This window comes from Tistrella mobilis, from assembly GCF_041468085.1.
GTDB lineage: Bacteria > Pseudomonadota > Alphaproteobacteria > Tistrellales > Tistrellaceae > Tistrella > Tistrella mobilis_A.
The window spans coordinates 2,194,818-2,209,575 of record NZ_CP121017.1 but is presented as its reverse complement, the minus strand read 5'-3'; the positions used below and the strand labels follow the sequence as shown (position 1 = coordinate 2,209,575).

Below are 14,758 nucleotides of genomic sequence, written 5' to 3'. Positions count from 1 at the left end.
GTCTCATCCGGCCGTTTCCGGCCGGCGCTCCCAATCGAAAGTCAGATGCTCTACCGGCTGAGCTACGGGCTCGCAGTATTCTGCGGTTCGCCGCCACCGACTGCCCGGGAGAAGACCGCCCCGGCTGCGAACGGGCGTAACCATAGGGGCGAGGCTGCGATCGGTCAAGCCGTGGAACGCCGCGAAACACATGCTTCTGCCAGACCGTTCGAACACCGTGCGACATCGCGCCTCGCACGCGTGCGACGGCGGGTCTGGTCACGTCGGGCGTGCTGTGCCAATGATCAATGGACGAGAACGGCCGGCGCATCGCATCTGCGACCGGTCGCGGCCGGAGGTAAGACCCGAGAGGACCCTGTCGTCATGACCATGACCTATGCCGAGGCCCGCGCCTTTCTGCTGGCCAATCGCGAGAATTACGACCGCGCCTGCGCCGGGTTTTCCTGGCCGCGCCCCGAGAGGTTCAACTGGGCGCTGGACTGGTTCGATGCCGTGCTCGCGACCGAGGCCGAAAGCCGCAACCGTCCGGCGCTTCGGATCGTCGACGTGCCGACCGGCGCCGAGACCTCGCTGAGTTTTGCCGAGCTGCGCGATCGCTCGGACCGGGTCGCCAACCATCTCCGCTATCTGGGTGTCGCGCGCGGCGATCGCATCCTGCTGATGCTGGGCAACACGGTCCCGCTTTGGGAGACGATGCTGGCGGCCATGAAACTGGGGGCCGTGGTCATCCCCGCCACCACCCTGCTGTCCACCGAGGATCTTGACGACCGGCTGGAGCGTGGTCGTGTGCGCCACATCATCGCGGGTGCGGAGCACGCGGCCAAATTCGAGGCGCTGGAACGGGCCCGCGGACTGACCCGGATCGCCGCCGATGGCAGCGCTCCGGGCTGGACCGATTTCGCGGATGCCCATGAAAATCCGCGCTTTGCCCACGGCTTCACCCCGGATGGTGAGACCCGGGCCGAGGATGAGCTGCTGCTCTACTTCACCTCCGGCACCACCGCCAAGCCCAAGCTGGTGATCCACACCCATGCCAGCTACCCGATCGGTCATCTTTCCACCATGTACTGGCTGGGGCTTAAGCCCGGCGACGTGCATCTGAACATCTCGTCACCCGGCTGGGCCAAGCACGCATGGAGCTGCTTTTTCGCCCCCTGGATCGCCGGCGCCACGATCTTCATCGCCAATCAGCCCCGTTTCGAGGCTGCGAGCCTGCTCAACGCCATTGCGCAGGGCGGTGTCACCACACTCTGTGCCCCGCCGACGGTCTGGCGGATGTTCATCCAGCAGGATCTGAAGTCGATCCGCACCAGCCTGCGCGAGGTCTGCGGCGCGGGTGAACCGCTGAACCCCGAGATCATCGAACAGGTTCAGGAAGCCTGGGGCCTGACCATCCGGGACGGCTATGGCCAGACGGAGACCAGCGCCCAGTTCGGCAACCCGCCCGGCCAGCCGATCAAGACCGGCTCCATGGGGCGGCCGCTGCCGGGCTATGTCGCAACCCTGCTCGATGCCGACGGCAATCAGGTCGAGGAAGGCGAGATCGCCCTTGCTCTCGGTGACCGCCGGCCGGCCAGTCTGATGCGCGGCTACGAGGCAGCAGAGGGCAAGGCTCTGCTCGCCACATCCGGCGACTTCTACCGCACCGGCGACGTGGCCATCCGCGACGACGACGGTTATTTCACCTTCGTCGGTCGTGCCGATGACGTCTTCAAGGCCTCGGATTACCGGATCAGCCCCTTCGAACTGGAGAGCGTGCTGATTGAGCACGACGCCGTCGCCGAGGCGGCCGTGGTTCCCGCGCCCGATCCGGTGCGTCTGGCGGTGCCGAAGGCCTATATCTCTCTGATCAAGGGCTTTGAGCCCGATGCTGAGACGGCGCGTGACATCCTGGCCTATGTCCGCGGCCGGGTGGCGCCCTTCAAGCGCATCCGGCGCATCGAGTTCACCGAGGATCTGCCCAAGACGATTTCGGGCAAGATCCGCCGGGTCGAACTCCGCCGCGGCGAGAACGCGGGCGAGGCACCCGAGAGCCGCGGCGGCATCGAGTTCCGCGAAGAAGACTTCCCCGACCTCAAAGGTTGAGCCGACGGCCTGCGCCGGGGGGATGTCAGAGCGGCGGGATGTCCCCCTCGGCGAGACCGGCCTCGAATTCTGCCGTAAAGGCGTCCATCCGGCCCTCCGGGATGGCGGCGCGCATGTCGCGCATAAGATCCTGATAGTACCAGAGATTGTGCTGGGTCAGCAGTACGGCGCCCAGGATCTCGCTCGCCTTGTGCAGGTGATGCAGATAGGCGCGCGAATACTGCATGCAGGCAGGGCATCCACAGCGGTCGTCCAGCGGCCGCGGATCGTCGGCATGGCGGGCGTTGCGGATATTGACCGGGCCACGGCGGGTGAAGGCCTGGCCGGTCCGGCCGGATCGCGTCGGCATTACGCAGTCGAACATGTCGATGCCGCGCCGCACCGCCGCCACCAGGTCCTGCGGTCGACCAACCCCCATCAGATAGCGCGGCTTGTCGCGCGGCATCAGCGGCGTGGTGACATCCAGGGTGGAGCACATCAGCTCGAACCCCTCACCAACCGCCAGGCCACCCACGGCATAGCCCTCGAAGCCGATCTCCGTCAGCCGTTCCACGCTTTCGGCGCGCAGATCGCCATGAACCCCACCCTGAACGATGCCGAACAGGGCATAGCCCGGCCGATCGGCAAAGGCCGCGCGGCAGCGCCCCGCCCAGCGCATCGACAGCCGCATCGAGCTTGCGGCCTGGTCATAGGTCGCGGGATAGGGCGTGCATTCGTCGAAGCACATGGTGATCGTGGCATCGAGCAGACGCTGGATCTCGATCGACCGCTCGGGCGTCAGGCGGATCTTGCTACCGTCCAGATGCGAGCGGAAAGTGACACCGTCATCATCCAGCTTGCGCAGCGCCGCCAGCGACATGACCTGAAACCCGCCGCTGTCGGTCAGGATCGGCGCCGGCCAGTTCATGAAGCGGTGCAGCCCGCCCAGCCGGTCGACCCGTTCAGCGCCCGGGCGCAGCATCAGGTGATAGGTATTGCCCAGCAGGATCTGCGCGCCGGTCGCCGCCACCTGCTCAGGGGTCAGGCCCTTCACCGTACCGGCCGTGCCGACCGGCATGAAGGCCGGCGTGTCGATGGCGCCATGGGCGGTGACGATCCGGCCGCGCCGGGCCATGCCGTCCTCGGCCGTCAGCGTGTAGCCAAAGCGGGGTTCGGCACCCTGGCCCGCAACAACGCGGGACGGGCTCTGCTCGTGCGGGATCGTGGTCATGATGCGGCGTCGTCCGGGCAATGGTCGATCAGGCAGGCGTCGCCATAAGAGAAGAAGCGATAGCCGCCGGCGATGGCGTGGGCATAGGCCGCGTGCATCCGGTTCAGCCCGGCAAAGGCCGAGACCAGCATGAACAGGGTGGAGCGCGGCAGGTGGAAATTGGTCATCAGCGCGTCGGTGCCCCGGATCGGCCGGCCGCCGGGGGTAATGAAGATCCGGGTTTCGCCCTCGAACGGCCGGAAGCGCCGATCCTCACCGGCGGCCGTCTCAAGCAGGCGCATGGCGGTGGTGCCGACGGCGACGATCCGCCGGCCGGCCGCCCGCGCCGCATTCAGCCGGTCCGCCGTCTCCGCCGTCAGCCGCCCCCACTCGGCATGCATATGATGGTCGACCGTATCATCGGCCTTCACCGGCAGAAAGGTGCCGGCCCCGACATGCAGCGTCAGCGCCAGGCGCTCGATGCCTCGGGCATCAAGGGCTGAAAGCAGCCGGTCGGTGAAGTGCAGCCCGGCGGTCGGGGCCGCGACGGCGCCCTTATCCCGGGCAAAGATCGTCTGGTAATCCTCGGTGTCGCGGGCATCCGCGCCCTCCGGCCGCTCGATATAGGGCGGCAGCGGCAGGCGCCCCACCTCTTCCAGTGCCTGGATCAACTCGCCGCCGGCCAGATCGAAGCGCAGCACGACCTCGCCGGCATCGCGCCGCTCGATCACCTCGGCCCCCAGCGCCCGTCCGCCGGCCTCGGCCTCGAACCGGTCGCCCAGGCGGAGCTTGCGGGCCGGGCGTGCAAAGGCTGCCCAGACATCCAGGCCCTCGGCCTTGTGCAGCGTTACCTCGACCCTGGCTTCACCGCGCCGGCCGAACAATCGCGACGGGATCACCCGTGTGTCGTTGACCACCAGCAGGTCGTCGGGGCGGAGGAGATCCGGCAGGTCGGCGACGCGATGATCCGTCAGCCCGCCCGCCCGGATCCGGAGCAGACGGGCGCTTTCACGAGGCTCGGCCGGGCGCTGGGCGATCAGCTCGCGCGGCAGGTCGAAATCGAACAGGTCGACTTTCATCGAAGCGGAGGTAACCGGTGCAAGAGGTTGATGAAGCATATAACAGCGCGGGACGGTAACCGCCCTGGCGGCCACCGTCCCGCGATGATCTTCGGGTCTGACGGCGGATCAGTCCAGCGGACGGATGCCGTTGCGCTCCTCTTCGAAACGCACGTCCAGGATCGTCTTCACCTGCGGGCTGACGAACTGCGAGATGTCACCGCCAAGCCGGCCGATCTCCTTCACGAAGCGCGAGGAAATGAACTGCACCTTCTCCGAGGCCATCAGGAAGACCGTCTCGACCTGCGTGTTCAGCCGAGCGTTCATTCCCGCCATCTGGAACTCGTATTCGAAGTCAGACACGGCGCGCAGGCCACGCATGATGACGCCCGCGCCCTGTTCGACTGCGAAATGCATCAGCAGGGTGTCGAAGGGTTTCACCTCGACCCGGGCAGCCTGGTCCGGCGGCAGGGTCTGAAGCTCGGCAAGCACCAGGCTCACCCGCTCCTCAAGAGAAAACATCGGTCCCTTGCCGGGGTTGGCCGCCACGGCCACCACGAGCTTGTCCACCACCCTGAGGCTGCGTCGGATGATGTCCATATGCCCGTTGGTCACCGGGTCGAATGTCCCCGGATAGATGCCCTTGCCGCTCAATGCCTGGTCCTCCACTGGGTCTCCACCCGCGCCGGCTTACGCCTCGTCTTCGTCTCCGCGAAGATCGGTCGTCACCGTCGCGTCCTGCTCCCCCTCGTCACCGGCTTCGCCATCAGCATTGGCCTCGCCGGCGCCGTTCTGTTCTTCTTCCGCGGTCTCGCTCAACCGGGCCGCCGAGACCACCTTTTCGTCCTGGGCGGTCTTGAACACGATCACGCCCATGGTGTCGCGGCCGGCGATACGGATATCGGCAACCGGCGTCCGGATCAGCTGGCCGCCATCGGTCACCAGCATGATCTGTTCGCCCTGTGCCACCGGGAAGCAGGCCACGATATGGCCGTTCCGGGCGCCGGTGGTCATGTTCACGATGCCCGAACCGCCACGATTGGTTGTGCGATATTCATAGGCCGAGGTGCGCTTGCCATAGCCGCGGGCGGTCACGGCCAGCAGGAACTCTTCCTCCGCTTCCAGCCGCTGGGCGGTCTCAAGATCCAGACCGTAGCGGGCTGCGAGTTCCGCCTCGTCCTTCGGCAGGTCGCCGGTTTCGACCGGTGCCGCCTCTTCTCCGTCGACCACGGCCGAGGTGCCGGTCTCCAACGCCTTCAGCTGCGCCAGCCAGCGACGCTTGGCGTTGGCGAAGCGCAGATAATTGTCGCGCGTATCAACATCCACCTCGCGATGGCGGATGATCGACATCGACACCACTTCGTCGCTGCCGGTCAGCGAGATGCCGCGCACACCGTCCGAGGTGCGGCTCTTGAACAGCCGCACCGCCCCAACGGGAAAGCGGATCGCCTTACCGGCCCGGCTGGCGAGCACCACGTCGTCGCCGCCGTTGCACGGCAGCACGCCGACCAGACGGTCGCCCTCGCCCAGACGGATGGCGATCTTGCCGTTGCTCATCACATTGACGAAATCGGCCAGACGGTTGCGGCGGACATTGCCCCTGGCGGTCGCGAACATCACATAGGCGTCGCCATCGGCGATGGCGTCCAGCGCCTCGGCCGCCTCCTCCGCCGCCTCGTCGGCTGCGGCCTCGTCGACCTCGGCGATCTCGGGCATGTCGGGATCGTCGGGCAGCGGCATCAGGGTGGCGATGACCTCGCCTTCCTTCAGCGGCAGCAGGTTGACCATGGCCTTGCCGCGGCTCTGCGGCGTGCCCGCCGGCAGCTGCCAGACCTTCAGCTTGTAGACCTGACCGGCGGTGGAGAAGAACAGCACCGCGGCATGGCTGTTGAGCACGAAGATCTGCGAGACGAAATCCTCGTCGCGCACCGCCATCGAAGACCGGCCCTTGCCGCCACGCCGCTGGGCCCGATAGGTCGACAGCGGCACGCGCTTGATGTAGCCGCCATGGGTGACCGTGACGACCATCTCCTCGCGTTCGATCAGGTCCTCGACATTGTAGTCGAACTCGGATTCCTCGATCACGGTACGGCGGGGCGTTGCAAACTCGTCCCGGACCTCGATCAGCTCCTCGCGCAGCACTTCGAGCATGCGGGCGCGATCATTGAGGATGCGAAGGAATTCCAGGATTCTGTCGCAGATCTCACGCAGTTCGGCGCCGATGCGCTCACGCTCAAGCCCGGTCAGGCGATGCAGGCGCAGATCCAGGATCGCGCGGGCCTGGGCTTCGGAAAGCCGGTACATGCCATCGACCACGCTGCGGTCGGGCTCGCCCACCAGCGCGATATAAGGCGCGATATCGCCGGCCGGCCAGGGCCGGTCCATCAGCGCATCGCGGGCAGAGGCGCTGTCGGGCGAGGCCTTGATCAGCTCCACCACCGGGTCGAGGTTCACGACCGCGACGCCCAGGCCCATCAACACATGCGCCCGCTCGCGCGCCTTGCGCAGCTCATAGATCGTCCGCCGGGTGATGACCTCCTCGCGGAACTCCAGGAAGGCCTGAAGCATGTCGCGGAGCGTCATCATCTCGGGCTTGCCGCCGTTCAGCGCCAGCATGTTGACGCCGAACGAGGTCTGCAGCGGCGTGAAACGGTAGAGCTGGTTCACGACCACTTCCGCCGTGGCATCACGCTTCAGCTCGACCACCACCCGCACGCCGTCCCGGTCGCTTTCATCGCGCAGATCGGCCACACCCTCGATCTTGCGCTCGCGCACCGCCTCGGCGATGCGCTCGATCATCCGGGCCTTGTTGACCTGATAGGGGATCTCGCGAACGATGATCGCCATACGATCCTTGCGGATCTCCTCGACTTCGACCTTGCCGCGCAGCAGCACCGAGCCGCGGCCGGTCAGCAACGCCTCGCGGCTGCCGCCTCGGCCCACGATGATGCCGCCGGTCGGAAAATCGGGGCCCGGCACGATTCGCAGCAGTTCAAGATCGGTAATCTCGGGGTTGTTGACCATCGCGATGGCCGCGTCGATCACCTCGCCCAGATTATGGGTCGGGATGTTGGTCGCCATGCCGACGGCGATGCCGCCCGCGCCGTTGACGAGCAGGTTCGGGAACCGGGCGGGCAGAACCGTCGGCTCGCGGGTCGTGTCGTCGTAGTTGTTCTGGAAGTCCACCGTCTCCTTGTCGAGATCCGACAGGAGGGTGCTGGCGGCCTTGGTCAGGCGCGCCTCGGTATAACGCATGGCCGCCGGGGGATCGCCGTCCATGGAGCCGAAGTTACCCTGGCCGTCGATCAGCGTCAGGCGCATGGAGAAATCCTGCGCCATGCGGACCATGGTGTCGTAGATCGCGCTGTCGCCATGGGGGTGGTACTTACCCATGACGTCGCCGACCACGCGCGCCGATTTGCGGAACGGCTTGTTCCACTCGTAACCGCTCTCGTGCATCGAGAACAGGATCCGCCGGTGCACGGGCTTCAGGCCGTCGCGGACGTCGGGCAGCGCACGTGCCACGATCACGCTCATCGCGTAATCGAGGTACGAGCGCCGCATCTCGTCTTCGATCGTGACCGGAGCGATATCGGAAGCGATGGGCGGAACGGGCGTGTCGGACAAGGTGCGATCCCGGAACTTGAACCGGTGCCGCCATCAAAGCGGCGCCGGAAAAGAGGGCGACGCCTGCCGTCGAAACGCGGGGGCGCGGCGTCGGCGGGCGATCAGTCGAAGGCTTACACGCATCGGCCGGGCCGCTCGGATATCCCGTGCGTCACCGGCCGGTCGTGAAATCGTCCCCGAAGCTAACCAATTTTGCGCCGCCGAACAACCACGCCGGCCGGCCCCCGCATTCCGGGCGGATGCAGGGGCCGCAGACGCCTCAGGCGACCGTCAGCTCAACCTCGATATTGCCGCGGGTTGCCTTGGAATAAGGGCACACCTGATGCGCGGCTTCGACCAGCGCGTGCGCCGCAGCGGCATCCACACCCGGCAGGCTCACAGTCAGGGTGACGGCCAGGCCGAAGCCGGTGTCGTCCTTGCCGATGGAGACGGCGGCCGCGACCTGGGCGTCATTGCCCAGCTTCACGCCCTTCTGCCCGGCGACCAGCTTCAGCGCCGACAGGAAGCAGGCGGCGTAACCGGCTGCGAACAGCTGTTCGGGATTGGTGCCCTTGCCGTTGCCGCCCAGTGCTGCCGGCATGGCGAGCGGCAGGTCGATGCGGCCGTCATCGCTGGCGGCGCGGCCATCACGGCCGCCGGTGGCGGTGGCATTGGCGGTGTAGAGGATCTGCATGGCCTGTCTCCTTGGCTGAACCGGCCCTCTCCGGTGCCGGTCGTCTCGTCGTCCTGGATTTATATTGTCATCAATTTAATTTTGCGCAATATAAAAAAGCATGACATGGCACATATAGCCCGCCGTCAGCTGCCGCTATCTGGTTCCGATGCCGCATCGCTCAGCCGCGCCTGAAGCGCATGCAGGCGCCGACGAAGATCGCCCAGTTCATCGATCTCCAGCCCCATGGCACAGAACATTCGCTCCGGCACGTGACGTGCCCGTGCTTTCAATGCCGTGCCCGCATCGGTCAGGGCCACCCGCACCTGGCGCTCGTCGCGCGGATCGCGGCGCCGTGTCACCAGGCCCGCCGCCTCAAGCCGCTTCAACAGCGGCGTGAGCGTGCCGGAATCCAGCCCCAGCCGGCGGCCCAGATCACCCACCGTGACATCATCGCTCTCCCACAGCACCAGCATTGCCAGATATTGCGGATAGGTCAGGCCCAGCCCCTCCAGCACCGGCCGGTACAGCTTGGTCATGGCCAGCGAGGCGCCATAAAGCGCAAAGCAGAGCTGCGCGTCGAGGCGCAGCGGGTCGTTGATGTCGTCGGCCACAGGCGGCCCTCCGGTAGCGGCTGGTCCCGGGCGGAATATGGGCCTCCGACGTCTGTTACACAACGCCGGAGGCTGGCCAAGGCCCGGGCGCAGGCGCATGCTGTTGCCCCTGACCGCCGCCGGCGGGCGCGATCCGCCACAGAAACAAGACGCAGGACCTCAGGAAATGACCCAGACCAGACGCCTTGGCAGCAACGGCCCGGCGGTTTCCGCCCTCGGCCTCGGCTGCATGGGCATGAGCCAGTCCTATGGCGCCACCGACGATGCCGAATCGATCGCGACCATCCACCGCGCAATAGATCTCGGCTGCTCTTTCCTCGATACGGCAGAGGTTTACGGACCATTCCTGAATGAAAGCCTGATCGGGCGCGCCCTGGCCGGCACCACATCGACGGGCCCGTTGCGCGACCGGGTGGTGATCGCCACCAAATTCGGCTGGAAGATCGAAGGCGGCCGGAGCATCGGCGTCGACAGCCGGCCCGAACGAATCGTTCAGGCGGTGGAGGGTTCACTCTCGCGCCTGGGCACCGACCGCATTGATCTGCTCTATCAGCACCGTGTCGATCCCGCCGTGCCGATCGAGGATGTGGCGGGCACCGTGGCCGATCTGGTGAAGGCCGGCAAGGTGCTGCATTTCGGCCTCTCCGAGGCCTCGGCCGCGACCATCGCCCGGGCGCACACCGTGTTGCCGGTTGCAGCCCTGCAAAGCGAATACTCGCTCTGGGAGCGTGATCTCGAAGCGGACATCATCCCGACCCTGCGCCGGCTCGGCATCGCGCTGGTGCCCTTCGCACCGCTCGGCCGCGGCTTCCTGACCGGCACGGTCACCCGGGCCGAGGACTACCCCGAAGGCGACCGGCGCCGTACCGATCCGCGGCTGATCGGCGCCAATTACGATGCCAACATGGCTGCCGCCGCCACGGTGCGCGAAATCGCGGCCGAACGCGGCGTCACCGCGGGCCGTGTCGCCCTCGCCTGGCTGCTCGGCCGCGGTGAAGACGTGATCCCCATCCCCGGCACCCGCCGCCGCAGCCATCTGGAAGACAACTGGGCCGCCCTGGACCTGACCCTCACGGCTGACGAGACCGCCCGCCTCGATGCGGCCCTGCCGCCGGGCGTCACCGCCGGTCCGCGTTACGGTGAGCGCGAGATGGGGTATGTCGACCGCTGACGCCTTATCCTGAACGCGAAGAACCCGCCTGATGCGCGGAGCATCAGGCGGGTTCTTCATGTCAGCCCGTCGATCCCTCGGGATCAGAACGGGATCTCGTCATCCAGATCGTTCGAACCGCCGCCGGCGCCACCGCGGCCGCCGCCGGAGCCACCGCCATAATCTGAGCCGTAGTCGTCATAGCCGCCGCCAAAGCCGCCGCCGGCACCGCCCTGGCCGCCGCGGCCACCGCCGTAACCACCGCCGCGACGGCCGCCGCCACCGCCCATGCCACCGCCGGTGGCGCCACCGCCGAAATCGTCACCGCCGCCGAAATCAGCGCCACTGCCCCCTTCGCCGCGGCCGTCGAGCATGGTCAGCTCACCGCGGAAGCGCTGCAGCACCACCTCGGTGGTGTACTTCTCCTGGCCCTGTTGATCGGTCCATTTGCGGGTCTGAAGCGCGCCCTCGACATAGACCTTGGAGCCCTTGCGCAGGAACTTTTCGGCCACCTCGGCCAGGCGCTCGTTGAAGATCACCACGCGGTGCCATTCGGTCCGCTCGCGGCGCTCGCCGCTCTGGCGGTCGCGCCAGTTCTCGCTGGTCGCGACCGCAAGGTTCACGATCTTCATGCCGTCCTGGGTGCTGCGCACCTCCGGGTCCCGGCCCAGATTGCCGATCAGGATCACCTTGTTGACGCTGCCAGCCATGGCTCTGTCTTCCCTCGACCTAACGGTTGGAGGCGCCGCTCCGGCAAGGGGGCGCCCGCGAATTGGCCGCATCCTGCGACAGCCGGCCCCATCCTGCAATCGGCTATTCTGTGTCTGATGACTAGACCGCCCGCCACACGCTAGGCTGAGCCTGCATCTCAACCGCCGGGGATCCTGCGCATGAGCGAACGCGGCACCACCATTGCGATCATCGGGGCCGGTTTCAGCGGCGCCCTGCTTGCCGTGCACCTGCTGGACCGCTGCCGGCGGCAGGACAGGATCCTGCTGGTCGAACGGAACAGCCAGTTCGGCCGCGGTGTCGCCTATGCCACCGGCAATCCCCATCACCTGCTCAATGTCCGGGCCGGCAATATGAGCGCCTTCCCCGACCAGCCGGGCCATTTCGTCCAGTGGCTGGAGGCCACCCGGAGTACCCTGACCGCCTTTCTGCCCGACGGTCCGGCCGGGCGCGACAGCTTCGTGCCGCGCCGGATCTATGGCTCCTATATCCAGGATCTGATCGGCGACCGGATCTGGCGCCAGGGCAAGGCCATGAACCTGCAGCTGATCCATGATGCGGCGGTACGTCTGGAGGCGATGGAGGGCGGCGGCTTCGTGATGCAGGTCGATGGCGGCCGCAGCTACCGCGTCGATGCCGCCGTTCTGGCTCTCGGCAACTTTCCGCCCGGGTGCGACGTGCCGGCGGGGCCCGCCTATGCCCCGGACCCGTGGGCGCCGGGCGCACTCGATGGTCTGGATCGCGAGGCGGATGTCATCCTTGTGGGTACGGGCCTCACCGCGGTCGACGTCGTGATCAGCCTGCTGGATCGCGGCCATCGCGGCACCATCCATGCCATCTCTCGCCGCGGGCTGCTGCCCCGCGCCCATGCGCCGGTTCCGGCCCCGATCCCCTCGATCACCCCGGAAACGGCCCCCGAGAGGCTGAGCGCGCTGGTGAAGATGGTGCGTCAGCACGTGCGGGCGGCAGAGGCCGATCTGGCCACCCGCGGACATGGCGGCGGCTGGCGGGCGGTGATCGACGGGCTGCGGCCGGTCACCCAGCCGCTCTGGCAGGGGCTCTCCCCCGCGGAGAAACGTCGGTTTCTGCGCCATCTCCGCCCGTGGTGGGACATTCATCGCCATCGCATGGCCCCGGATGTCGCGGCACGCATCGCCGATGCCCGGGCCCGCGGCCGGTTGCTGGTCCGGGCCATGCGCATCCGCGCCCGCCACGTCACGCCCGACCGGGTCGCCTTCGATCTGGTACCGCGGGGCGGCGGCGCGGTGGAACGTATCGTGGCGGCACGGGCGATCGACTGCACGGGTCCCGGCTCCGACCTTGCCTGCACGCCCGAACCTCTGCTGGCCGGCCTGTTCGCCCGCGGCGCCATCCGGGCCGATATGCTGGCGCTGGGCCTTGACGTCGATGCGGATCTGCGGGTCATCGGCGCCGACGGCACAGCCGATCGCCGCCTTGCCGCCATAGGCCCGCTGACCCGGGGCGTGTTCTGGGAAAGCACGGCGGTGCCCGACATCCGCAACCAGGTCGCCGCCCTCGCCAGCAGCCTCGCCGGGGAGCTGATGGCGTAAAACAAATTCATCTTGTGAAATAACCCATAAAACATCATACTCATGTTTAATCGTTGACATCCACGGCTCCGGATGCACATTCTCGTCACACATCCCGGACGGACTGCGTGCGATGGGGGAAATATGCCTGAAGACGAAGGCGTCTGACGGCACGCCCCACAGCTCACGCAGCCTTCCGGCCCGCGAGTCTCCCATCCCCGCCTTTCTGGAGCCTGCCAGATGAAGCGCCTCGCTTTTGCCGCCGCCCTCGCGCTCGGCCTCGCCGCCGGCGCGCCGGCGCGGGCCGCCGACGACACCCTGCTCAACGCCTCCTATGACATCGCGCGCGAGCTGTTCGCCGAGATCAACGAGAGCTTCGTGCCGGCCTGGAAGGCCGAAACCGGCCGCTCGATCGAGGTGAACCAGTCCCATGCCGGCACCTCGCGCCAGGCCCGGGCGATCCTGGAAGGGCTGAAGGCCGATGTCGTGACCTTCAATCAGGTTACCGATATCGACTTCCTGGTGAAGAATGGCGGCCTGATCCAGCCGGGCTGGCAGTCGGAACTGCCCAACAATGCCTCGCCCTGGTATTCGATGCCGTCCTTCCTGGTGCGCAAGGGCAACCCCAAGAACATCAAGGACTGGTCGGATCTGGTCCGCGACGGAGTAGAAGTCGTCTTCCCGAATCCCAAGACCTCGGGCAATGCGCGCTATACCTATCTCGCGGCCTATGCCTATGGCCTCGATACCTTCAAGGGTGATGTCGCGAAGACCGACGAATTCGTTTCTCAGGTCTTCGGCCATGTCGCGGTGTTCGACACCGGCGGACGCGGCGCCACCACCACCTTCGTCGAGCGCGGCATCGGCGACGTGCTGATCACTTTCGAGGCCGAGACCAACCTGATCCGCAAGGAATACGGCGAGGACGATTACGAAGTCGTGACCCCGTCGCAGAGCCTGATGGCCGAGTTCCCGGTCGCCGTGGTCGACAAGGTCGTCGACGAGCGCGGCAGCCGCAAGGCGGCCGAAGGCTATCTGGATTTCCTCTACGGCAAGCAGGTTCAGGAGATCGCGGCAAAGCGCTATAACCGCGTGGTCGATCCCGAGATCGCTGCGAAATATGCCGGTCAGTTCCCCGAGCTGAAGCTGGTCCGCGTCGAAGACGTCTTCGGCGGCTGGGACAAGATCCAGGCCGAGCATTTCGCCGAGGGCGGCAAGCTCGACCAGCTCTTCGCGGCGCAGAGCCGCTGATCCGGCCATGGCCACCGCTCTCTCGCGTTCCCGCGGCGTGCTGCCGGGCTTCGGCCTGACACTCGGCATCACGCTGTTCTACACCGCACTCATCATCGCGCTGCCGATCTTCGCCCTGGTGCTCAAATCCGCGAGCCTGGGTCCTGCGGAGTTCTGGGCGATCGTGACCTCGCGGCGGGCGGTGGCCACCTATCAGGTGACACTGGGTGCCGCCGCCGGCGCCACCCTGTTCAACGCGGTCTTCGGCCTGCTGCTCGCCTGGGTACTGGTGCGCTACCGCTTCCCGGGCCGCCGGGTGCTCGACGCTCTGGTCGATCTGCCCTTTGCCCTGCCCACGGCCGTGGCCGGCATCGCGCTTGCCAATCTGCTCGCACCCACCGGCTGGCTCGGCGCGCCGCTCAAGGATCTGGGCATCAAGGTTGCCTATACGCCGCTCGGTATCGCCGTCGCCATGGCCTTCACCAGCATCCCCTTCGTGGTCCGCACGGTTCAGCCGGTGCTGGAAGATCTGTCGCGCGAGGCCGAAGAGGCCGCCCATTCGCTGGGGGCGCCCGATCGGGCGATCTTCCTGCGCGTCATCATGCCGGCGATCCTGCCCGCCTTCCTGGCCGGATCGGCCCTTGCCTTCGCCCGCAGCCTGGGGGAGTTCGGCGGCGTGATCTTCATTGCCGGCAACCGCCCCTTCCAGACCGAGATCACCGCCCTGCTCACCTTCATCCGGCTGGAAGAGTTCGACTATCCGGCCGCGGCGGCGATCGCGACGATGATCCTGGTCTGCGCCTTCGTGATGCTGCTGCTGATCAACATCCTGCAATTCTGGGCCGCCCGCCATTCAGGCCGGGGATGAGGACAG

12 protein-coding genes are annotated in these 14,758 nt (G+C 67.0%); 5 read left to right on the top strand and 7 right to left on the bottom strand.

Annotated features, from left to right (window positions below; all coding sequences use genetic code 11):
- The first annotated feature begins 363 nt into the window (after window positions 1-363).
- Window positions 364-2,085, top strand: coding sequence for an AMP-binding protein (locus P7L68_RS15770; protein WP_372006578.1), 1,722 nt, complete (start codon window positions 364-366; stop codon window positions 2,083-2,085).
- Between the two features lie 25 nt (window positions 2,086-2,110).
- On the opposite strand, the gene tgt is transcribed toward P7L68_RS15770, so the two are convergent.
- The 6 genes from tgt to P7L68_RS15740 all read right to left on the bottom strand — a co-directional run bounded on the left by tgt (window position 2,111) and on the right by P7L68_RS15740 (window position 9,225).
- On the bottom strand, window positions 2,111-3,295 hold the full coding sequence (gene tgt, locus P7L68_RS15765) for a tRNA guanosine(34) transglycosylase Tgt (protein ID WP_372006577.1): 1,185 nt from the start codon (window positions 3,293-3,295) through the stop codon (window positions 2,111-2,113).
- Window positions 3,292-4,353: a tRNA preQ1(34) S-adenosylmethionine ribosyltransferase-isomerase QueA gene (gene queA / locus P7L68_RS15760; RefSeq protein ID WP_372006576.1), complete on the bottom strand. Its 1,062-nt coding sequence runs from the start codon at window positions 4,351-4,353 to the stop codon at window positions 3,292-3,294. The genes tgt and queA overlap by 4 nt, the downstream gene beginning before the upstream one ends.
- A gap of 108 nt (window positions 4,354-4,461) precedes the next feature.
- Complete coding sequence (coaD, locus tag P7L68_RS15755) at window positions 4,462-5,001, bottom strand: pantetheine-phosphate adenylyltransferase (RefSeq protein WP_372006575.1); 540 nt, start codon at window positions 4,999-5,001, stop codon at window positions 4,462-4,464.
- A 21-nt stretch (window positions 5,002-5,022) separates the two neighbouring features.
- Window positions 5,023-7,959 (bottom strand): DNA gyrase subunit A, encoded by a 2,937-nt coding sequence (gene gyrA / locus P7L68_RS15750; RefSeq protein ID WP_372006574.1) that lies wholly within the window; start codon window positions 7,957-7,959, stop codon window positions 5,023-5,025.
- A 259-nt stretch (window positions 7,960-8,218) separates the two neighbouring features.
- Window positions 8,219-8,632 carry an organic hydroperoxide resistance protein gene (locus P7L68_RS15745; RefSeq protein WP_372006573.1) on the bottom strand — a complete coding sequence of 138 codons (414 nt, stop codon included), beginning with the start codon at window positions 8,630-8,632 and terminating at the stop codon, window positions 8,219-8,221.
- 125 nt (window positions 8,633-8,757) lie between these two features.
- Window positions 8,758-9,225 (bottom strand): MarR family winged helix-turn-helix transcriptional regulator, encoded by a 468-nt coding sequence (locus P7L68_RS15740; protein WP_372006572.1) that lies wholly within the window; start codon window positions 9,223-9,225, stop codon window positions 8,758-8,760.
- Window positions 9,226-9,391: 166 nt separating this feature from the next.
- Between P7L68_RS15740 and P7L68_RS15735 the strand changes: the two genes are divergently transcribed.
- The gene (locus tag P7L68_RS15735; RefSeq protein ID WP_372006571.1) at window positions 9,392-10,396 is read left to right on the top strand and encodes an aldo/keto reductase; all 1,005 of its coding nucleotides are present in this window, start codon (window positions 9,392-9,394) and stop codon (window positions 10,394-10,396) included.
- Window positions 10,397-10,479: 83 nt separating this feature from the next.
- On the opposite strand, the gene ssb is transcribed toward P7L68_RS15735, so the two are convergent.
- On the bottom strand, window positions 10,480-11,085 hold the full coding sequence (gene ssb, locus P7L68_RS15730; protein WP_372006570.1) for a single-stranded DNA-binding protein: 606 nt from the start codon (window positions 11,083-11,085) through the stop codon (window positions 10,480-10,482).
- A 180-nt stretch (window positions 11,086-11,265) separates the two neighbouring features.
- On the opposite strand from ssb, the gene P7L68_RS15725 reads away from it, so the two are divergent.
- The 3 genes from P7L68_RS15725 to cysT all read left to right on the top strand — a co-directional run bounded on the left by P7L68_RS15725 (window position 11,266) and on the right by cysT (window position 14,752).
- Window positions 11,266-12,675: an FAD/NAD(P)-binding protein gene (locus tag P7L68_RS15725; RefSeq protein WP_372006569.1), complete on the top strand. Its 1,410-nt coding sequence runs from the start codon at window positions 11,266-11,268 to the stop codon at window positions 12,673-12,675.
- A gap of 219 nt (window positions 12,676-12,894) precedes the next feature.
- The gene (locus P7L68_RS15720) at window positions 12,895-13,905 is read left to right on the top strand and encodes a sulfate ABC transporter substrate-binding protein (protein WP_372006568.1); all 1,011 of its coding nucleotides are present in this window, start codon (window positions 12,895-12,897) and stop codon (window positions 13,903-13,905) included.
- Between the two features lie 7 nt (window positions 13,906-13,912).
- Window positions 13,913-14,752 (top strand): sulfate ABC transporter permease subunit CysT, encoded by an 840-nt coding sequence (cysT, locus tag P7L68_RS15715; RefSeq protein ID WP_372006567.1) that lies wholly within the window; start codon window positions 13,913-13,915, stop codon window positions 14,750-14,752.
- Window positions 14,753-14,758 lie beyond the last annotated feature (6 nt).

Bases quoted from the DNA above. Each gene is read 5' to 3' on its own strand.
- P7L68_RS15770 (WP_372006578.1), top strand. From the start codon at position 364: ATGACCATGACCTATGCCGAGGCCCGCGCCTTTCTGCTGGCCAATCGC.
- cysT (WP_372006567.1), top strand. From the start codon at position 13,913: ATGGCCACCGCTCTCTCGCGTTCCCGCGGCGTGCTGCCGGGCTTCGGC.
- queA (WP_372006576.1), bottom strand. From the start codon at position 4,353: ATGAAAGTCGACCTGTTCGATTTCGACCTGCCGCGCGAGCTGATCGCC.
- P7L68_RS15745 (WP_372006573.1), bottom strand. From the start codon at position 8,632: ATGCAGATCCTCTACACCGCCAATGCCACCGCCACCGGCGGCCGTGAT.
- tgt (WP_372006577.1), bottom strand. From the start codon at position 3,295: ATGACCACGATCCCGCACGAGCAGAGCCCGTCCCGCGTTGTTGCGGGC.
- P7L68_RS15735 (WP_372006571.1), top strand. From the start codon at position 9,392: ATGACCCAGACCAGACGCCTTGGCAGCAACGGCCCGGCGGTTTCCGCC.
- P7L68_RS15725 (WP_372006569.1), top strand. From the start codon at position 11,266: ATGAGCGAACGCGGCACCACCATTGCGATCATCGGGGCCGGTTTCAGC.
- ssb (WP_372006570.1), bottom strand. From the start codon at position 11,085: ATGGCTGGCAGCGTCAACAAGGTGATCCTGATCGGCAATCTGGGCCGG.
- P7L68_RS15720 (WP_372006568.1), top strand. From the start codon at position 12,895: ATGAAGCGCCTCGCTTTTGCCGCCGCCCTCGCGCTCGGCCTCGCCGCC.